This is a genomic window from Caballeronia glathei, from assembly GCF_000698595.1.
Taxonomy (GTDB): domain Bacteria; phylum Pseudomonadota; class Gammaproteobacteria; order Burkholderiales; family Burkholderiaceae; genus Caballeronia; species Caballeronia glathei.
In genome coordinates this window covers 1-18,732 of sequence record NZ_JFHC01000004.1, presented here as the reverse complement: position 1 = coordinate 18,732, position 18,732 = coordinate 1, and the positions used below count along the sequence as shown (strand labels likewise).

At 67.0% G+C, this 18,732-nt stretch carries 16 protein-coding genes; 13 read left to right on the top strand and 3 right to left on the bottom strand.

The window, feature by feature from the left end; translation table 11 throughout:
- Positions 1-94 precede the first annotated feature (94 nt).
- Entirely contained in the window at positions 95-787 is a 693-nt protein-coding gene (locus BG61_RS04530; RefSeq protein WP_035926904.1) for a GntR family transcriptional regulator, read from the bottom strand.
- Positions 788-1,004: 217 nt separating this feature from the next.
- On the opposite strand from BG61_RS04530, the gene BG61_RS04525 reads away from it, so the two are divergent.
- From BG61_RS04525 to BG61_RS04515, 3 genes are read left to right on the top strand one after another with little or no spacing between them, the layout of a single operon-like run.
- Complete coding sequence (locus BG61_RS04525) at positions 1,005-2,402, top strand: MFS transporter (protein ID WP_035926902.1); 1,398 nt, start codon at positions 1,005-1,007, stop codon at positions 2,400-2,402.
- Complete coding sequence (locus BG61_RS04520; RefSeq protein WP_035926900.1) at positions 2,399-3,754, top strand: MmgE/PrpD family protein; 1,356 nt, start codon at positions 2,399-2,401, stop codon at positions 3,752-3,754. The genes BG61_RS04525 and BG61_RS04520 overlap by 4 nt, the downstream gene beginning before the upstream one ends.
- Positions 3,747-4,484, top strand: a complete 738-nt coding sequence (locus tag BG61_RS04515) for an MmgE/PrpD family protein (protein ID WP_035926898.1) — start codon at positions 3,747-3,749, stop codon at positions 4,482-4,484. Before BG61_RS04520 ends, BG61_RS04515 begins: the two co-directional genes overlap by 8 nt.
- Positions 4,485-4,511: 27 nt before the next feature.
- On the opposite strand, the gene BG61_RS04510 is transcribed toward BG61_RS04515, so the two are convergent.
- Positions 4,512-5,204 carry an antibiotic biosynthesis monooxygenase family protein gene (locus BG61_RS04510; RefSeq protein ID WP_035926895.1) on the bottom strand — a complete coding sequence of 231 codons (693 nt, stop codon included), beginning with the start codon at positions 5,202-5,204 and terminating at the stop codon, positions 4,512-4,514.
- Between the two features lie 580 nt (positions 5,205-5,784).
- Between BG61_RS04510 and BG61_RS04505 the strand changes: the two genes are divergently transcribed.
- From BG61_RS04505 to BG61_RS04485, 5 genes are all read left to right on the top strand, one after another.
- Complete coding sequence (locus BG61_RS04505; protein ID WP_035926893.1) at positions 5,785-7,284, top strand: Dyp-type peroxidase; 1,500 nt, start codon at positions 5,785-5,787, stop codon at positions 7,282-7,284.
- A gap of 123 nt (positions 7,285-7,407) precedes the next feature.
- Positions 7,408-7,833, top strand: a complete 426-nt coding sequence (locus tag BG61_RS04500; protein ID WP_035927160.1) for a hypothetical protein — start codon at positions 7,408-7,410, stop codon at positions 7,831-7,833.
- 228 nt (positions 7,834-8,061) lie between these two features.
- Positions 8,062-8,373 (top strand): hypothetical protein, encoded by a 312-nt coding sequence (locus BG61_RS04495; protein ID WP_232255992.1) that lies wholly within the window; start codon positions 8,062-8,064, stop codon positions 8,371-8,373.
- Between the two features lie 361 nt (positions 8,374-8,734).
- A complete protein-coding gene (locus BG61_RS04490; RefSeq protein WP_051672269.1) occupies positions 8,735-9,508 on the top strand; it encodes an SDR family NAD(P)-dependent oxidoreductase in 774 nt (257 codons plus the stop codon).
- 271 nt (positions 9,509-9,779) lie between these two features.
- Complete coding sequence (locus BG61_RS04485) at positions 9,780-11,495, top strand: hypothetical protein (RefSeq protein ID WP_161783661.1); 1,716 nt, start codon at positions 9,780-9,782, stop codon at positions 11,493-11,495.
- 42 nt (positions 11,496-11,537) lie between these two features.
- Here the strand turns inward: BG61_RS04485 and BG61_RS04480 are convergent, their stop codons facing one another.
- The gene (locus BG61_RS04480) at positions 11,538-11,813 is read right to left on the bottom strand and encodes a hypothetical protein (RefSeq protein WP_035926885.1); all 276 of its coding nucleotides are present in this window, start codon (positions 11,811-11,813) and stop codon (positions 11,538-11,540) included.
- 147 nt (positions 11,814-11,960) lie between these two features.
- On the opposite strand from BG61_RS04480, the gene cynR reads away from it, so the two are divergent.
- From cynR to BG61_RS04455, 5 genes are all read left to right on the top strand, one after another.
- A complete protein-coding gene (gene cynR / locus BG61_RS04475) occupies positions 11,961-12,914 on the top strand; it encodes a transcriptional regulator CynR (RefSeq protein WP_051672268.1) in 954 nt (317 codons plus the stop codon).
- Positions 12,915-13,090: 176 nt separating this feature from the next.
- On the top strand, positions 13,091-14,065 hold the full coding sequence (locus tag BG61_RS04470) for a cysteine synthase A (RefSeq protein ID WP_035926882.1): 975 nt from the start codon (positions 13,091-13,093) through the stop codon (positions 14,063-14,065).
- Between the two features lie 131 nt (positions 14,066-14,196).
- The gene (locus BG61_RS04465) at positions 14,197-14,682 is read left to right on the top strand and encodes an aminoacyl-tRNA deacylase (protein ID WP_035926879.1); all 486 of its coding nucleotides are present in this window, start codon (positions 14,197-14,199) and stop codon (positions 14,680-14,682) included.
- A 108-nt stretch (positions 14,683-14,790) separates the two neighbouring features.
- Positions 14,791-15,528: a BON domain-containing protein gene (locus BG61_RS04460; RefSeq protein WP_035926876.1), complete on the top strand. Its 738-nt coding sequence runs from the start codon at positions 14,791-14,793 to the stop codon at positions 15,526-15,528.
- Between the two features lie 285 nt (positions 15,529-15,813).
- Positions 15,814-18,561 (top strand): ATP-dependent Clp protease ATP-binding subunit, encoded by a 2,748-nt coding sequence (locus tag BG61_RS04455; protein WP_051672267.1) that lies wholly within the window; start codon positions 15,814-15,816, stop codon positions 18,559-18,561.
- Positions 18,562-18,732 lie beyond the last annotated feature (171 nt).

Sequence of the window (18,732 nt, the reverse complement as noted above, 5' to 3'; positions counted from 1 at the left end):
GACGAGGCGTGACTATTCCTTTCGTCTTGTCCGAAAACGGCGCGCCGCGCGAGGCGGCCCGCGCGCTGAACCGGATCGCGTCCGGAGCCCGCCGTCACCGGCCGGCCGGCGTCTCCTGCCACGCATGCTCGATGGCGCGCAGCGCGCCCAGCACGATCGAGCGGTTGAGCGCGGCGGCGAGCGTGCCGTCGCGCTCGGCGTACGCCTCGCAAAGGCGCTGGTGATCGGCGCAGGACCGCCTGAGCCGCCCGGGCAGCGATGCGCTCAGGTGCCTGAGCCGGTTGGTGCGCATGCGCATCGAATCGAGCACTTCCCTGAGAATGCCGTTGCCGCTCACGCGCAACTCTTCGTCGCGAAACGCGACATTGGCCCAGAAAAAGCCGTCCACGTCCTCGCGCTCCGCTGCGCCGGCCAGTTGCCGGTGGGCCCGCCAGAGCGATTCGATGTCGTCGTCGCTGGCGCGCGCGACGATCGCAAGCGAAACCTGCCCGTACAGCAGCGCGCGCAGCTCGTAGATTTCGCGCGCGTCGGTGAGGCTGAGCGCCGACACGCGCGGGCGCCGGCGCGGCGACCAGTCGACGAGCCCTTCGCGATCCAGCACGAACAGCGCTTCTCTGACCGGCGTGCGGCTGACGTGAAAGCGCTTCGCGAGGTCGACGGAATTCAGGTCATCGCCCGGCTGCAGCCGGCCTTCGATGATCCCGCGCGCCACCCAGTCGACGATCTCCGCCACCGGCGAATGATCGCCGTCATCCGCCGCCATGCTTCTGTCGACACGTTCGCCCATCTCTTTTCCCCGTCATGCAGCGGTCCGGCCGGCCGGGATGGCTGGTCCATCGAGCGCAAATCCTAATCTCATTAGCTAAACACGCGCTATGACCCGAAGTGTGTACATTTAACAGATTTTTAACTTGAGAGCAGGCATCGTTTCGCCCTACACTCCGCAAAGTGTCGACACTATACCAAATACAGCGATCAACTGACTTTCCTTTCGGGAGACTGTCATGTACGTGGAGAAGGAGATTGTTGCAGCGGGCGTGTCGGCGCGGCTCGACCGCCTGCCGCCCACGCGATTTTTCCGCGGCCTCGTCGCGCGCATTGCGATAGGCGGCTGGTTCGAGTTCTACGAAATGTTCATGGCGGCCTACATCGCGCTGGGCTTGATCAGGAGCGGGATGTACCGCGCAACCACAGTGGGTCTTTTCGACGTGAACGGTTTCGCCAGTTTCCTCGGCTCGTTTTTCGCGGGAATGTTCGTGGGCACGGTAGCGCTGGGCGGTTTCACCGACCGCTTCGGGCGCCGCGCCGTCTTTACGTTCGCGATGCTGATCTACTCGGTGGCGACGTTCGTCGCAGCGTTCCAGACCTCGCCGCAAACGATGGATCTCTGGCGCTTCATTGCCGGCATCGGCATCGGCGTGCAGCTGATCACTGTCGACACTTACATCTCCGAGCTGACGCCGCACCATACGCGTGGCCGCTATATGGCGTTCAGCATTCTCGTGATCCTGACTTCGGTGCCGGTGGTCGCGGTGCTGTCCTACGCGCTCGTGCCGCACGCGTTCCTCGGCCTCGACGGCTGGCGCTGGGTGATGATCATCGGCTCGGCGGGCGCGGTGCTGATCTGGTTCATGCGGCGCGGACTGCCGGAGTCGCCGCGCTGGCTCGAGAGCAAGGGACGCCTCGGCGAAGCGCTTACGATCGTGGACGCGATCGAGCGCCGCGTGATCGCGGAAACGGGGCGTGCGCTGGAGCCGCCGCGCACCGGCACGGCGGATGCCGCGGGCGAGGGCCAGGGATCGTTCGCGGAAATGTGGAAGGGGCGCTACCTGAGGCGCACGGTGATGCTCTCGCTCTTCAACTTCTTCCAGACGTTCGGCGTGTACGGCTTCGGCGCGTGGGTGCCGGTGCTGCTCTACACGAAGGGCCTCACGATCACGCACTCGCTGCTCTACACGATGGTGATCGCCTTCACGACGCCGCTCGGCGCGCTCGGCGCGATGGCGTTCGCCGAGCGCATCGAGCGCAAGTGGCAGCTGGTCGGATGCGCGGTCATGGTGGCCGTGGCCGGCGTGCTGTTCGGGCTCGCCCGCGATCCGCTGCCGATCCTGCTGTTCGGCGGCCTGGTGACGATCGCCAACAACTGGCTGATCGGCATCTTTCATACCTATCAGGCCGAGCTCTATCCGACGCGCATCCGCGCCCGGGCCGTGGGCTTCGTCTTCAGCTGGAGCCGCGTGAGTTCCATCTTCGTGGGCTTCTGGGTGGCGGCGCTCCTGAAACATTCGGGCGTGCCCGCCGTGTTTGCACTGATTTCTTCCGCCATGTTCGTCATCGTCGTGATGGTCGGGTTTTTCGGCCCGAAGACCAACGGCATTCGTCTCGAGGAGTTGTCCCAATGAGTTCCATCGCCGCCGCATTCGCGCAGGGCCTCTACGCGCTCGCCCGCCGTCCGCTGCCTGCTCCGGTTGCGCAGGAAGCCAGGCGTTCGTTCATCAATGTCGTCGGCACGTCGGTCGGCGCGTCCGCGCACCCGGGCGTCGATGCCATTCTCGCGACGGCGCACGATCTCGGCGTGGCCGAAATCGTGCCGGTGCCGGGCCGGCGAGAGCGGGTCGACGTGCATTTCTCCGCGCTCGCCACGGGTTTTGCCGGCCACCTGGACGATTTCGACGACACCCATCTCGCCACCGTCATCCATCCGGCGGCGTCCGTCCTTGCCGTGCTGACGGCGCTCGCGCCCGAGACGAGGCCGACCGGCCGTGCCGCGCTCACCGCCTTCGCGCTCGGCTGCGAGGCGCAGTTGCGTGCAGGCGTGTCGATCTCGCCGGAACACTACGACCGCGGCTGGCACATTACGGGCACCTGCGGGGTCATCGGCTGCGCGGTGACGGCAAGCCTGCTGCTGGGCTCGAGCGAGGAGGAACTCGCGCAAGCCATGTCCATCGCCGCATCAATGTTCGTCGGCCAGCGCGAAGCCTTCGGCACGATGACGAAGCCGTTTCACCCCGGCAAGGCGGCCGCCAACGGCATCGCCGCCGCGCGCCTCGCGCGGCAGGGCCAGCGCGCCGCGCCGGACGTGTTCGAGGCCCAGGGCGGCTACTCGCATTCGCTCTCGACGAAGGTCGATTTCGAGCTGATGACGGGCGAGCTGGGCGGCCGCTGGGAACTGCTCTTCAATACCTACAAGCCGTATCCGTGCGGGATCGTCGCGCATCCGGCGATCGATGCGGGCCTCGTGCTCGCGTCGAAGATCGACGACGCCGGCGCGATCGAGGCCATCACGGTGCGCTGCCATCCGCTCGTGCCCGAGCTGATGGGCAACCCGCAGCCGAAGGACGGCCTGCAGGCGCGCTTCAGCGCGATCCACGGCGTCGCCGCGGCACTCTGCGACCGGCAGGTCGGACTCGCGCAATACGAGGATGCGCGCGTGGTGCGCGCCGACGTGCGCGCGCTGCGGGCGCTGACGAAGCTCGCGCCGGACCCGTCGGTGAACCGCGACGAGGTGTTCATCGAAGCGCGGCTCACCGGCGGCGCGGTCGTCGGGGCCCATGTGGAGCACGCGCGCGGCAGCCTCGCGCGGCCGCTGACCGACGACGAGCTGATCGAAAAAGTCCGCCTGCTCGTCGATCCGCTGCTCGGCAACGGCACGGCGCTGCGGCTCGCCGCGGCAGTGGCCGGGCTGGATGCCGCCGCAAATCTCGACGCGCTTTTCGACATCTTCCTTCCGACCACGGAGCTCGATCATGCATGACACCGCCACCCGCTCCGCCGTCTCCGACGCGCTCGTGAGCTTCGCCACTGCGCCCCTCGCGGACCCGCGTTCGCGGGCCGTCGCCGCCGCGGGCCACGCCATTTCGCACGCCCGCGCGATCGCCGACGCAGCCGGCGACACCGGCCGCGAGATCGCCGCGCTGCTGCGCTCGCAGGGCAGCGTGTCCACCGACGCCCGCGTGCGCGCGTGGGTCGTGGGCGCCGTGCTCGCCACGCGCACGCCGCCATCCACCGCGATCCCCGTGCTTGCCGCGGTCATCGCCGCCAGCGAGCGCTTCAAGGCAAGCGCCGATGAAATTGCCGCGGCTGCGGCCGTCGGCATCGAGGCGGCGGCGCGCGTGCTCGCCGCGCTCGACAGCGAGGAGTTTCGCGCGCGCTGGAACGTGTCGTCGGCGGTGGGGGTGATCGGCGCATCGCTCGCGGTGTCGCGCCTCCTCAAGCTCGACGAAACGCGCACGCGGCATGCGCTCGGCATCGCGGCCACGCAGGCGGCCGGGCTCGCGCGCAACGCGACCGAGCCGATGCAGGCCATCGAGACCGGGAAGGCGGCGGCGGACGGGCTCGAAGCGTCGCTGATGGCGAAGCACGGCTTCACGAGCGCGGCGGCGTCGATCGACGGGCGGCGCGGCCTCGCCGCGCTGATGGCCTACGGGTTCGACCCTGCCGCGATCACGGCCGGGCTCGGCACGCACTGGCTGTGGACGCACTGACCGCCATCGGCCGTTCGATACGCGCCTTCAGGTTTCGTGACGAGCCTCGACGGCGGGATAGTATTGCGGCGCCTCGCGGCGGTCGAACATGCCGTAGTCCCGCACGACGCGCACGCGGCGCAGCCGCGCGCCGTCCGGCAGATGCGCCGACGCTTCGTATGCCGCGGCGGCGTCGTGGTCCCGCCAGGTCATGAGCAGGATCACGTCGCCGGGCGTCAGCACCGCGTCGAACACGTCCCACGCGACGAGGCCGCGCGCCTCGGGCGCCAGCCCGAGCGACTCCGCGACCGCCCCGGCGCCGGCCGTCGCGGTCCAGCCGGTATCGCGCCCGGCGTCGCGCCGGGCGTCGATCAGGACCACGGTCGTGCCGTCGCCCGCCTGCGTCTCGTCGAGCCGCTGTTCCCGAAGCACATGCCCCTCGGGCGGGCGCGTGTCGCGCGTCACCTCGCCGACGCGCAGATGGTAGTCGCGGAACACGTCCGAGCGGCCTTTCTCCTGCACGCCGTGATGCAGCGCCTCGGTGCGCCAGCGCACGAGCGCCTTTTCGTCGCGCCAGCCCGACAGCGATAGCAGCCAGCCATCGCGCGTGAGGCTGCGATAGCGGATGTTGTCGATAAAGCCGTCGATCCGTTCCAGTTCCGGCCTGAGCATGCGCGCGTAGCCGAGATACGCGTCCCACTGGTCCGATTTCGGATGAACTTCGAACATCACTGAAAACATGGCCTGCTCCCGGGATCACTGAAAGAAAATGCCGCACGCCGGCGCGACTGCCGCGCCAGGCATGAGAGGTATCGTATCCCTGCCTCGCCGCCGGCGTTTCAGGCCGCAATGAAACGAGAATGCAATTCTGCAAGCCGGTAATGGCGGCCGCGGCGCCGCGCAATTCCCGCAACCGAATGGCGCGGCATTTATCGCGAGCGGCGTTTAGAAACGGTAATTTGGCCGACTCCGAATCCCCGGCATCCTAAATTAATATTGCGAGCCAAGACACTCGCACCAGCCAAAAGCGTTCGACGCGATTTCATTTGACCCGCGCTATCCCCAGGTGCGGCGACGATATCGGCGCGTCTGGATGATGCGCCGATTACATTCGGATGAAGGCTGGATAAAGCGGCATTTGCAATTGTTAATGGCGTTCGCCTGTTTTCGGAAAGAAGAGTCCGATTCCATTTCCGTGTCGGCCATTCCGCCGGTATATGAACAACCGGATTGCCGGTGGAATGGCGCCATTTTCACGTGCTGGCAAACCGGCGCGTTTTCAGTGATTGCCTGTGATGAGTTTTTGTCCAACGAGGTATTTATGTCTCTCAACCTGGATCAAACGCTGTCCTGGTCGAATGCTCACGCTGCGGCCAAACCCGAGGCCGCAGCAGAGCTCGCGATGCTCAACGATCTGCAGGGCAACATCCTCAAGGGGCACGGCCGCGACTATACGAGCAATCTGTTCATCGCGTTCGACCCGCAGAAGAAGGACGCGGCACGCAGGTTCGCCGGCAGTGTCGCCGACGACGTCAATGCTGCGCTCGATCAGTTGCTCAAGGCGCAGGCGTACAGAAAGTCGGGCGTGGGCGGCGGCACCTTCGTCGCGTTCATGCTGTCGTCGACGGGCTACGACGCGCTCGGCAGGCAGGACGCCAGGCCCGCCGACCCGGCGTTTCAGGAAGGCATGAAGACCCGGCAGTTGAACGATCCGCCGGTGAACGCCTGGGAACCGCATTTCGCAGGCGAGATCCACGCGATGATCCTGATCGGCCACGACGACAAGGCCACCCGCGACGCCGAACGCGACAAGATGGTCGCGCGCATCAACAGCACCGGCGGCGCGGTGAAGCTGCTGAATCCGGCGTTCGGCGAAGACGGCAACGCGTTGAGAAATGCGGCGGGCAACGGCATCGAGCATTTCGGCTATGTCGACGGGCGCAGCCAGCCGCTCGCATTGCAGGAAGACGTCGATGGCGAGAAGAACGGCAAGGGCGGCATATCGGACTGGGACCCTTCCATTCATCTTCGCCAGTTGCTCGTTCCGTGCCCGGGCGGCAAGCACGACGTCAGCTTCGGCAGCTACTTCGTCTTCAGGAAGCTGGAGCAGAACGTACGCGGCTTCAAGACGCGCGAGGAACAGCTGTCGCGTCAGCTGGAGGAGACGTATGGGCTTGCGGCCAATTCCGTCGATGTCGGCGCGAGCGTCGTCGGGCGGTTCGAGAACGGCATGCCGGTCACGATGTCGCCGGTCGAAGGAACGATTCCGGCCGAAGGGCCGAGCAACAACTTCAATTTCGCCGACGATGCCGCGGGCCGCAAATGCCCGTTCGCCGGTCACATCAGGAAGTCGAACCCGCGCACGGATACGGCCGATTCGAAGACGCACCTGATGGCACGGCGAGGCATCCCGTACGGCACGCGCACCGATGATCCCAACGACGACCGGCTCGACAACAAGCCGACGGGCAACGTCGGGCTGCTCTTCATGGCGTTCCAGAGCGATCTGGCGAAACAGTTCGAGTTCACGCAGACGAAGTGGGTCAACAACGCGAACTTCCGCAACTCCGGCAAGCCGGGCGCGCCGGGTGCGCTGATCGATCCGGCCACGGGCGCGGCGCTCGATCCGCCCAACCCGGCGACGGGCATCGATCCGGTGATCGGCCAGCCGGCCGGCCAGTCGGGCCAGCGCTGGCCGGTCGAATACGGCAAGCGCCTGAGCGACGGAAGGGGCGAGGAGGACTTCTCGGGCTTCGTCATCATGCGCGGCGGCGAGTATTTCTTCGCGCCGTCGATCACGTTCCTGAAGTCGATGCGATAGCCGGATCTGCCTCGCAGTTCGCACTCGCCGCCACGATGCCGAAGGGCATCGTGGCGGCAATCGTTAGAATGGCTCGCATGCGCATGCCGATTGCGTGCGAACGTGCCGGGGAGCGAGGCGACGATGGATGACACATGGAAGTTTCAGATCAGGATCGGCGTATCCGCCGAGCTTGCCGCCGCGTTGCGCGCGGACCCGGCATGCGCATCGCACGCTGCGTTGCGCGACGTTCTTCGCCGGCATGACGCATCGCTGAAGTGCCAGTACGACGCCTTCGCCGACTACGTGGACGAGGCTCGCCGGCTGGGTCCGGAAAAATATCCGCTGTACGAATGGACCCGGCAGACGATCGAGAACCCTGAGAAGAAGGCGAAGTACCTGCAGAGCTTCACGGTCTACGTCGACGGTGAAGAGGTGTATGCGAAAGAGACAGCCGACGCGCTGCAATCGGAACTCGCCGGGCTTGGCGCAGGCGCGGGCATCGTGAGCATCGCCAGATTCGATACCAACCCGGCGAACAATCCGCAGCCGCCTGCGCGCGGGCAGTAGGCGGCGTCTCGCTGCGCCGGTCCGTCCCCCATCCTTCATCGCTGCGGCCGGAGACGAGCGCGCCGCAGATCTTGGCGATCGGCGAATGCGCGGGCAGTCCGATGTTCACGCATGCGTCGGTAGACGACTTTCGCATCATCCGGGACAACCTGACAGGCGGCAAGCGCGCGACGAGCGACCGGCTGATGCCGTATTGCGTGTTCACCGATCCCCCGCTTGCGCGTCGGCATGAACGAGCGCGAGGCGCGCAAGCGCGGCATTCAAGTGCGCGTCGCGCGGCTGTCGATGAGCGCCGTGCTGCGAACCGCGGCGACGGGGGAGGCACAGGGCTTCATGAAGGTGCTCGTCGGTGCCGCCGACGAGCGCATCCTCGGCTTCTCGATGATCGGCTCGGAGGCGGGCGAAGTCATGGCCGCCGTGCAGACCGCCATGCTTGCCGGCCTGCCCTATCCGAAGCTACGCGATGCCGTCATCGCGCATCTGACGATAGCGGAAGGGCTCGGCCCGCTTCTCTCGAACGTGCCGCCGCCCTCGGCGTAGCGCTCGCGTCGGGTGCCGTGCCCGCGCGGCCAGGCGCATTGTGTCAGGTCGCGCGAGAGGGCGCCTCGGCCAGAACCTCCGCTTCCTAGGCACGGCCGCCTTCGTCAGAACCGGGACGTCGACCGTCATGCTTCCCAACGGAACACAGCGCCGCGATCAGGCATACGATCGCAAGACACTCGCGCGGCGAACACGCAGTTCGCGTCGCAGTAACCTGTCGACGGTGCCGCTCCCGCCTTCGCGCCGCGCCTATTCCTCATGGGAATCAGTCATATGAGCGCGAGCCGTCTGGTTCAGCGGACCGGATTCGATCAAAGTGCATCCATCGCAACACGTCAACCCGACACAGAGGAGCATCGAAATGAACCAGTCCACTCACTCATCCACCAGCCCGCACGTTGTGCTGATCACAGGTGCGCTCACCGGCATCGGACGGACGACGGCGCTTGCCTTCGCCCGCGAAGGGCACCGGGTCGTCGTCAGCGGGCGCCGCGAGGAGGCGGGCCAGGCGCTCGCCGCCGAACTGCGCGGCCTCGGCGCCGAAGCGGAGTTCGTGCGCGCCGACGTGCGTTTCGAAGACGACGTGCGCAACCTCGTCGAACAGGTCGTCGAGCGCTTCGGGCGGATCGACGTGGCGGTCAACAATGCCGGCATCGAGGGCCAGTCGGGGCCGATCGTCGAGCAGACCGTCGCCAACTACGAAGACACCTTCACGGCCAACGTGCTGGGCACGCTGCTCTCGATCAAGCACGAGATGCGCGCGATGCTCGCGCAGGGCTCGGGCTCGATCATCAATCTCTCGTCCATCGCGGGACAGGTCGGCATGCCGGGCGCATCCGTCTATACGGCCAGCAAGCACGCGGTCGAAGGCCTCACCAAGAGCGCGGCGCTCGAAGGCGCGGCCGCCGGCGTGCGCGTGAACGCGGTAGCGCCCGGCCCCGTCGCCACCGACATGCTCGATCGCTTCGTCGGCGGCGACGAGAAGGCCAAGGCAGGCTTTCTCGCGGCGGTGCCGGCGCGGCGTGCCGCGAGTCCCGAGGAGATCGCCGAGACCATCGTCTTTCTCGCCAGCGACAAGGCGCGCTACCTCACCGGCCAGCGCATCGCCGTCGACGGCGGCTACACGGCGCAATGACGCGCCGGCCGCTCGAACCTTTCCGGCGGCGCCGGACCTTGCGGCCTGAAGGCCGCCAAGGCGCGGCCTGCGCGTGCATCGGGTGTCTCTTTTATCACCCACGATGGCGGATCGCGCCGCGTCATCGCAAGTGGAGAGGGCGCCGCCGCGCACTAGAATGGTCAGGAAGCAGCGGGCGGACTGGCGTTTGTGCGGAACGGCCGTCCGGTTGCCGGTGTGGCGCCTCGCGCGCGCATTGATCTCGGGATCGCGCAATGAAAGGAGACGGCCGGTGACAGCAGGCAAAGTCCAGTCGGGCGAAAAGAGCCAGGCAGCTGATTCCAGATCGGCTTCTTCGGGCCGGGATGCTCCGCGGCAGCCGGGCGGCGGCGTTGCGTCGGAGGTTGCCGCCCTGGTCCGGGACGCGGGCGGGAACCACGCGTTGCAGCGGCTCCTCGGCGGCGCGCCCGCCGAGAGCGCGCCTGCAACGGGCGAACCGCCTGACGCTAGCGAACGCAAGGCCGACCGGCCGCCCGCTCGCAGCACCGCCGGCCATGCGCTGATCGCGTCCCGCATGTTCGCCATGCAGGGCCTGACCGGCAACCGAGCGAGCGCGCGAGCGGTGCAGCGCGCACCGGCCAGCAGTTCCGGTATCCAGTCGCAGGCGCCGGCTGCGCCTGTCGCGTGGACAGGAACGGCGGTGAGCATGGCGAACGCCCTGCGCGATCTGCTGCTCGCATCCGACACCGACCGGATCGCCGACTCGCTCAACGGCCTGTGGATTCGCGATATCGTCGATACGCTGCGCATGTTGAAGCTCGACGCCGGCGCCTTCGCCACGATTACCGGCGTGGCGCGGTTCAGGACGAACGCCCGTCTGATGGCTGCGCTGGATGTGGTCGAAGGCCGCTCACCCGCGGCGGCGGGGCTGCTGCCGGATCAGGCAATCGAGCTGCGGGCCATGCACGACGCGCCCGACTGGCCGCGCATCATCGGTCCCGACAGCCGTCCGGCGCCGCTTCTTCCGCCTCCTGACGAGCCCGACGATCCCGTCCTCAACGACCCGCGCTACTACTCGGCGCTGTACGACGCGATCCGCCGCAACCGGGCGCTGGCCGGGCAATACCTGCTGCAGACGGTGAAGGCGCGGCCGGCCGACCGCGTGCCCGGCGGCTACGTGTTCGTCGGGCCGTCGCACAAGGGCGATCAGCCGCGCGGCCTCGATGTTCCCGACGCAAAGCGCAAGGAAGTCAACGAGGCGCTGTGGAAGGAACTGGGCGTCGGCGAGGGAACGCAGGCGTCGGTGAATACGTGGGACTCGGCGAAATTCAGTTTCGGCCCGGGCTTCGCCGCGACCGGCCTGCTGCGCCGGGTGATGGACAACCTCGTCAAGTCGGGTGCCGAGGTGGTTTCGGTATTGCGCAACGCCGGCCTGATCTATCGCGGCAACACGTGGTACGTCGTCGATCCGGATGCCCGGACCGTCAGGAACGGCACGGCGGCGCTGGATGTGCTTTCAAAGGATGTCGGCCTCATCAGCACGTTCCTCGACACCGCCGGCGACGCCGACATGCGCCGTCAGTGGATGGAAGCGGAGTGGGACGCGATGCGCGGACAGGGGGGCGCCGCTGCGGTGCCTGACCGGGTGGTCAGCAACTGGCCGGTGGAACTCGTTGTCTTCGTCGCGCACTGCGTGCACTGGGGCGGACCCACCTGGAAGGACTGGGACAGCGCCGCACCTCCGAGCCTGTTCGACGTGGTTCGACGACAGGCCGCGCACGTGCCCCGGCAGAAAGACGATCCGCGCATCCTGACGCTGCTCAGCGCCAGCACCTTCCTCGGCTTCAGCGGCCATCTCCTCAAGAAGACGATGCAGGAGCGAGGCAGGCGGCAAGGCATCGCGATCAACCTGCCCGACGACTGGAAGACCGCTTTCTCCGGCGCCGTCGCCCTGCCGGCGAGCGCCACCACGCCGGTGTTCCATATCATCGAAGCGGACGAACGGTAGCAGGCGGCGCGCCGCCCGCGTCACGTGCGCGGGCAGAGGTGCTCAGATCCGGTGCGCGCCGCGATAGGCGACCCGGCGCCGCGCGGCGACACGCACGAGGCCAGCATGGCGACGCGCGCGCACCGGCACCGGAACGAGGCCGCCCTGCAGGCCGGCACGTGTGCCCGCCGCCGACGTTTCCTCTTCGCCGAGGTATCCGTACCGTCCGTGCTGCTGGACTTTCGAGAGCGCTCCCTCATCGAGCATGTCGGCGATGAGAAACGTGGCGAGGGCCCCCATGGCCACGAGAATGACTGAAGCAACGATGATGAACTGCATGTGAAACCCCTTGTCCTTTGACGGCGGGGAATTCGTCGGCTGACAATCAGCCGGCGCCCGACTTGCATGAATTGTGCCGAGCGGCGCTGCTGAAGTCCAAGACCCGATTTGGATTTGCATAATAAGAAAATCTTATGGAGACGCCGATTGATACTCCGCCATATCCGGTACCTGCTCGCCGTCGCCGAGCATCGCAACTTCACGCGCGCGGCAGACGCGCTGCATGTCTCGCAGCCCGCGCTTTCGCAGTTCATCCGGCAACTGGAAGCCGAACTCGGCGGCCAGCTGTTCGACCGCAGCGGCCGCGTCGTGCGGCTGACGGATTTCGGCAGCGCGTACGTCGAGCATGTCCGCCGCGCGCTCGTCGATCTCGAGGCGGGGCGGCGCGCGCTGCACGACGTGCGCGACCTGTCGCGCGGACAGCTTCGGCTCGCCTTCACGCCGACGTTCACCGAGTACCTGGTGGCGCCGCTCGTCAGGCACTTCAATGCGCTGTATCCCGGCATCGCCCTCGATCTGAAGGAGGATTCGCTCGAAGCGATCGAGAAGGCGCTGACGGACGACCAGATCGATGTCGCGATCGGATTCGCCGACGTGCGCTCGGCGGAAATCGAAGTCGAGCCGCTCTTTTCCGAGCGTCTCCTGCTGGTGGTCGGCGGCGCGCATCCGCTCGTGACGAAGCCGCACACCGTGACGCCTCAGGAGCTGGCCGCGCTGCCGCTCGCGCTCCTCACGAGCAGCTTTTCGGCGCGCGCCTATGTCGACAGCTACTTTCAGTCGAACGGGATCAGGCCGCGCATCGCGCTGCAGGCGAACTCCATCAGCGTCGTGCTGAAGATCGTGCGCGGCGGCGAGATCGCGACCGTCCTTCCGAGCGCGATGCAGCAGGAGCACGCCGACCTGACCTATGTTCCGCTCGACCCTGCGTTTCCGGGCAGGACGGTTGCGCTGCTCAAGCGCAAGGGCGCTTACAGCAGCGCTGCGTCCAGCACGTTTTCGGCGATCCTCCGCGAGATGCTGTCGAGCGGCGCACTGAGCCGGCTGCGAACGATGGACGACAAGCCCGCGAAAGCCCGCAGCAAACGCGTGCGCTCCAGATAGCGAGCTGCGGATCCACGCGTTCGCGCCGTGCGCGGGGCTTTTCCTGAACAGGTTAAAGAACGTAGGAAACGAATCGGCGCCACCGGGAACGACGGTGGCCTCGCCCCTCTTCGACCCTTCGCCTATGCTGTCAATGTAGGAACGGTCGCCGTGGACGGCATGAACGGGAGGCGGTCATGGCTGTACGGGAAGGCTTCGTCGGGAGCATCGGCAACACGCCGCTGATCAGACTCGCGACGCTCAGCAAGGAAACCGGCTGCGACATTCTCGGCAAGGCCGAGTTCATGAACCCGGGCGGGTCGGTCAAGGACCGCGCGGCGCTCTACATTATTCAGGATGCCGAGCGGCGCGGCGTGCTCGGACCGGCGGGCACCGTCGTGGAAGGCACGGCGGGCAATACCGGCATCGGGCTCGCGCATATCTGCGCCGCGCGGGGCTACCGCTGCGTGATCGTCATTCCGGAGACGCAGTCGCCGGAGAAGATGGATCAATTGCGCCTGCTGGGCGCCGAGGTGCGTGCGGTGCCGGCGGTTCCGTATCGCGATCCGAACAACTACCAGAAGATCGCCGGACGTCTCGCTCAGGAAATCGGCAATGCGATCTGGGCCAACCAGTTCGACAATCTCGTCAACCGGCAGGCCCACTACGAGACCACCGGTCCGGAGATCTGGCAGGACACGGCCGGCAAGCTGGACGCATTCGTGTGCGCGACGGGCACGGGCGGCACGCTCGCCGGCGTCGCGCGCTTTCTCAAGGAGCGCAATCCGCGCGTGAGGACCGTGCTTGCCGATCCGCACGGCAGTGGCCTCTACAGTTATGTGAAAACGGGCGAAATCAGCGCAGAGGGCAATTCGATCACCGAAGGCATCGGGTCGAGCCGTGTCACGGCCAACCTCGAAGGCACGCCGATCGACGATGCCGTGCGCATCGACGATCAGTCGTGCGTCACGATGGTCTATCGGCTGTTGCGCGAGGAAGGGCTTTTCGTCGGCGGCTCGACCGGCATCAACGTGGCGGCGGCCGTGCGGCTCGCGCGGGAGATGGGGCCGGGGCATACCATCGTCACGCTACTGTGCGACCGCGGCGACCTGTACCGCGCGCGGCTTTTCAATGCCGCGTGGCTCGGGGAACGAGGGCTCGTGCCGGGGTGAACCGCAAACGCTTCGCCGGTGATCCGTCCCCTCGGGCGAGACAGGTGCGTGACGCCGGGGCGCCTTTCCCACGCGATCGAAAGCGACCTATCCTTAAGGAATCTCCCGTTCGCCTTGTCAGGAGGTGCGCCATGTCGATGTCCGCCACGCTTGAGGAGTGCCTGCGCAGCAAGGGCTCCCGTTACGAAATCGTGCATCATCCGTACAGCCACTACAGCATGGAAACCGCGGCGGCGGCGCACATTCCCGGCGACCGCCTTGCGAAAACCGTGCTTCTCGAAGACGAGCACGGCTACGTGGCAGCCGTGTTGCCATCCACGTATGCGGTGCAACTGTCCGAGCTTCGTACGACGACCGGACGTCAGCTTTCGCTTGCCGCGGAAGTCGATCTGCGCGAACTGTTCAAGGATTGCGATGCAGGAGCGGTTCCGCCCGTCTGCACCGCCTATGGCATGCGGACCTATCTCGACGAGAGCCTCACGCGCCAGCCCGATATCTACTTCGAGGCCGGCGACCACGAAGAGCTGATCCACATGGGCACGGATCAGTTTCTGGCCCTGATGGACCGCGCCGAGCGCGCCAGCTTCGCCCGCCGCATCCAGGGCATGACGGTGTGACAGGCGTGCCGGCGCGCATGCCCGCGGGCTGACGCGCCGGCGTCTTCGCGGCGCGGGCGCCGGCCCCTGAGCCATGCGCTGCGTCATCAATCTTGCGCGAGGCGGATCATGCAACGCAGCGACACGGTCATGAAACAGGTGATGGCGGACTTCGAGCGCGAGTCGCACCTGAAGCTGCAACATCATTCCGTTCATATACGCGCCGGGGACGGCGCGCTGACCGTCGAGGGCGAGGTGCCTGACATTGCGTGCAAGAAGCGCCTCGTTCGCCTGACCCGCCTGCATGGCGACGGGGCGCCTGTGATCGACCAGTTGCGTGTCGCAGCGAACCCGCCCGTCGGCGATGGCGAACTGCGCACGCACGTCTGCGAGCGGCTCATGCAGGCGGTGGATTTCCGCAACTGCGTGATCTGCGCGCGCGTGAAGGGCCAGCTCGACATGCTGCGCGGCACGATGGACCAGGCGGGCGACGAAGGCAGCGGCGTCATCGAGGTGACCGTCGAGGGCGGCGTGGTGACCCTGACGGGGCAGGTCATCAGCCTGTCGCACCGGCGGCTGGCGGGGATGCTCGCGTGGTGGGTCGGTGGCTGCCGCGACGTGGTGAACCTGCTCGAATCGATGCCCGCCGAATGGGACGGCGACGAAGAAATTTCAGAAGCCTTGCACCTCGTGCTCGAAGCCGATCCGCGCGTGCGCGCCGAGCAGATCGGTATCGATGTGCGCAACAGCAGGATCACGCTGTCGGGCCGGGTGGCGACCAAAGCCGAGAGCCGGCAGGCGGAGCAGGACGCCTGGTGTCTGGATTGCACCGGAGGCGTCGTCAACCATATCGAAGTGCGGGGTTGATGCACGCGAGCCGGATCGCGTGGAGCGTACGCCCGTCGCGGCTCTGAATCGCTTGCGCGCAGCGATGCCGCACGCGGTGTACGATCAGTGCTCGCAATTTCACGAGCAGCGACCTTTCCCGGGCCTGCCGTCTGCGCACGGACGGGAGGGAACAGCACATGCTCGAGGGACTTTCCGCCGTTAAACGGATGGTGGCCGCCGGAGCCGTGTTCCGACACAGCAGAACGTTCGGACGCCGGCCCTCGCCACGTGTCGCCATCGAGACAATCGCACGAGGAACCTCGAATGGCACGATTACTTTGCGACATCTGCGGCGTGCGTCCGGCCAGCGTGCGCCTCGCCGTCCTTCAGAACGGCCAGCGCCGTATCGTCGACGTATGCGACTTCCACTATGCGCAACTGACGCGTCATCAACGCTCGCTATCGCCGCTCGAAGCGCTGTTTCGCGCGGATGCGCCCGACGCCGCGGGCGAACGGCCCGCCGACGCCCAGGCGGGCCCGGGCGGGCAGCAGCAGGTCGAGGGCGCGGAAGCGGCCAGCATCGACCAGTATTTCAGCGATCTGGCAAAGGAAATGCTTCAGCGTGCCGCCGAGCGCGCGGTGCAGTTCGGCCGCCGCGAAGTGGACACCGAACATCTTCTCTACGAACTGGCCGACTACGCCGTCGTCATCGCGATCCTCAAGAGCCTGGGCGTCGAGGCGTCGGGTATTCGCGCGTTCATCGACGCGAACGCGCAGCGGCGTGAAGCGAGCGAGGTGCCGTCCGGGAGCATGATCGGCGTATCGCCGCGCATGAAGAGCGTGCTCGACCGCGCGTTTCTGGCGTCGCGCCAGCTTGGGCACACCTACGTCGGACCGGAGCATCTGCTGATCGGTCTCGCCGAAGTGCGCGACAGCTTCGCCGGCCAGCTGCTCGCGAAGCTCGGCGTCGATTCCGAGGCGCTGCGCCAGCAGACCCTGCATGCCATCGGCACGAGCGCGCGGCAGCGGGGGCCTGTCGCGCCGTCGCGCACGCCGCAGCTCGACAAGTTCAGCCGCGATCTCACGGCGCTCGCGCGTGAAGGGCGGCTCGATCCGGTTATCGGCCGGTCGAGCGAGATCGAGACGATGGTCGAAGTGCTCGCGAGGCGACGCAAGAACAACCCGGTGCTGATCGGGGAGCCGGGCGTCGGCAAGACGGCGGTGGTCGAAGGGCTCGCTCAGCGCATGATCAGCGGCGACATCCCCGAGTCGCTGCGCGACAAGCGGCTCGTCGAGCTGAACGTGAATTCGCTCGTCGCGGGCGCGAAGTTCCGCGGCGAATTCGAGGAGCGCGTGAAGCAGGTCGTCGACGAGATCACCGCGAACAGCGACTCGCTCGTGCTCTTCGTGGACGAGGTGCATACGATCGTCGGCGCGGGGCAGGGCGGCGGCGAGGGCGGGCTCGACATCGCGAACGTGTTCAAGCCCGCCATGGCGCGCGGCGAGCTGAACCTGATCGGCGCGACGACGCTTTCCGAATACCAGAAGTACATCGAGAAGGACGCTGCCCTGGAGCGGCGCTTCCAGCCGGTGCTGATTCCCGAGCCGAGCGTCGTGCAGACCATCAACATCCTGCGCGGCCTGCGCGACAGGCTGGAGGCGCATCACAAGGTGACGATCGAGGACGACGCGATCGTCGGCGCGGCGGAGCTGTCGGATCGCTACGTCACGGGGCGCTTCCTGCCGGACAAGGCGATCGACCTGATCGATCAGGCGGCGGCCCGCGCGAATCTCTCCGCCACCTCGCGGCCCGCGGCGATTCTCGAACTCGAAGCCGAACTCGCGCAGCTGCGCCGCGAGCAAGACTACGCCGCGTCGCGCAAGCAGTTCGACCGCGCGCATGCGCTCGATGGCGAGATCGAGCAAAAGGAGCGTGCGCTCAACGAGGCCACGGACGCATGGAAGCAGCACGTCGGCACGGATACGTCGCGGGTGACGATGGTGCAGGTCGCCGAGATCGTGGCGAAGCTCACCGGCATTCCGGTCGCGCAGCTGACCGCCGAGGAGAAGGAGCGCCTGCTGAACATGGAAGTCCGCCTGCATGAGCGCGTGATCGGCCAGGACGAGGCGGTGACCGCGGTGAGCGACGCCGTTCGCCGCTCGCGCACCGGCCTGCAGGCGCGGCATCGCCCGACGGCGGTGTTCCTGTTTCTCGGGCCGACCGGCGTCGGCAAGACGGAGCTGGCGAAGGCGCTGGCGGAAGTCGTGTTCGGCGACGAGGACGCGATCGTGCGCGTCGACATGAGCGAGTACATGGAGCGCCATGCGGTGGCGCGGCTCATCGGCTCGCCGCCGGGTTACGTGGGGCACGACGAGGGGGGCCAGCTGACCGAGCGCGTGCGGAGGCGGCCGTACAGCGTGATCCTGCTCGACGAGATCGAGAAGGCGCATCCCGACGTGTACAACGTATTGCTGCAAGTGTTCGACGACGGCCGTCTCACCGACGGCAAGGGACGGGTGGTGGATTTCAGCAACGCGCTCATCATCGCGACGAGCAATCTGGCCGCCGACGTGATCGCCGGCCAGAGCCGCGCGGGCCCGGGCTTTCTCAGCGGAGATGGCGCGGCGTCGGTGCACAGCGGCGTGATGGACGTGCTGCGCCAGCACTTCCGGCCGGAGTTCCTGAACCGTATCGACGACATCATCCTGTTCAAGGCGCTCGGCCGCGACGAGACGCGCCATATCGTGCGGCTGCAGCTCGAACAGGTGCAGCGCGTGGCGCACAGTCAGGACATCGGCCTGCGCTTCGACGATTCGATCGTCGATCACCTCGCCACCGTAGGCTATCGGCCCGAGTTCGGCGCGCGCGAGCTTCGGCGCCAGATCAGGCAACTGATCGAGAACGGGTTGGCAAAGGAGATGCTCAAGGGAGACATCAAGGAAGGCTCGGACGTGGTCTGCCGGTTCGATGCGCAGGCAAGGCACGTGGTGTTCGAGCCGGTGTCGAAGGGTGAGGCGAGGGAAGCGGCACAGGCGAAAGAGGCGATTTCGGATTCGTCGTTGCGTTCGTGACGGCCCGTCGCGTGAGGAAAGGCCCCCGCATCGTGATCCGGTGAGGGGGCCGTGCCGGTGGGTTCAGAAAGTTGCCGATCTCAGCCGACCATGTAGGCCAGGTCGGTTGCCCGGGTGGCAAGCGGGCGCATCGTCGCGACTTTTTGATGCTCCAGCCACAACTGGAACATC

Excerpts from the sequence above, each read along its gene's own strand:
- BG61_RS04455 (WP_051672267.1), top strand. The coding sequence starts at position 15,814 with ATGGCACGATTACTTTGCGACATCTGCGGCGTGCGTCCGGCCAGCGTG.
- BG61_RS04530 (WP_035926904.1), bottom strand. The coding sequence starts at position 787 with ATGGGCGAACGTGTCGACAGAAGCATGGCGGCGGATGACGGCGATCAT.
- BG61_RS04505 (WP_035926893.1), top strand. The coding sequence starts at position 5,785 with ATGTCTCTCAACCTGGATCAAACGCTGTCCTGGTCGAATGCTCACGCT.
- BG61_RS04525 (WP_035926902.1), top strand. The coding sequence starts at position 1,005 with ATGTACGTGGAGAAGGAGATTGTTGCAGCGGGCGTGTCGGCGCGGCTC.
- BG61_RS04500 (WP_035927160.1), top strand. The coding sequence starts at position 7,408 with ATGGATGACACATGGAAGTTTCAGATCAGGATCGGCGTATCCGCCGAG.
- BG61_RS04510 (WP_035926895.1), bottom strand. The coding sequence starts at position 5,204 with ATGTTTTCAGTGATGTTCGAAGTTCATCCGAAATCGGACCAGTGGGAC.
- BG61_RS04460 (WP_035926876.1), top strand. The coding sequence starts at position 14,791 with ATGCAACGCAGCGACACGGTCATGAAACAGGTGATGGCGGACTTCGAG.
- BG61_RS04490 (WP_051672269.1), top strand. The coding sequence starts at position 8,735 with ATGAACCAGTCCACTCACTCATCCACCAGCCCGCACGTTGTGCTGATC.
- BG61_RS04480 (WP_035926885.1), bottom strand. The coding sequence starts at position 11,813 with ATGCAGTTCATCATCGTTGCTTCAGTCATTCTCGTGGCCATGGGGGCC.
- BG61_RS04495 (WP_232255992.1), top strand. The coding sequence starts at position 8,062 with ATGAACGAGCGCGAGGCGCGCAAGCGCGGCATTCAAGTGCGCGTCGCG.
- BG61_RS04470 (WP_035926882.1), top strand. The coding sequence starts at position 13,091 with ATGGCTGTACGGGAAGGCTTCGTCGGGAGCATCGGCAACACGCCGCTG.
- BG61_RS04515 (WP_035926898.1), top strand. The coding sequence starts at position 3,747 with ATGCATGACACCGCCACCCGCTCCGCCGTCTCCGACGCGCTCGTGAGC.
- BG61_RS04465 (WP_035926879.1), top strand. The coding sequence starts at position 14,197 with ATGTCGATGTCCGCCACGCTTGAGGAGTGCCTGCGCAGCAAGGGCTCC.
- BG61_RS04520 (WP_035926900.1), top strand. The coding sequence starts at position 2,399 with ATGAGTTCCATCGCCGCCGCATTCGCGCAGGGCCTCTACGCGCTCGCC.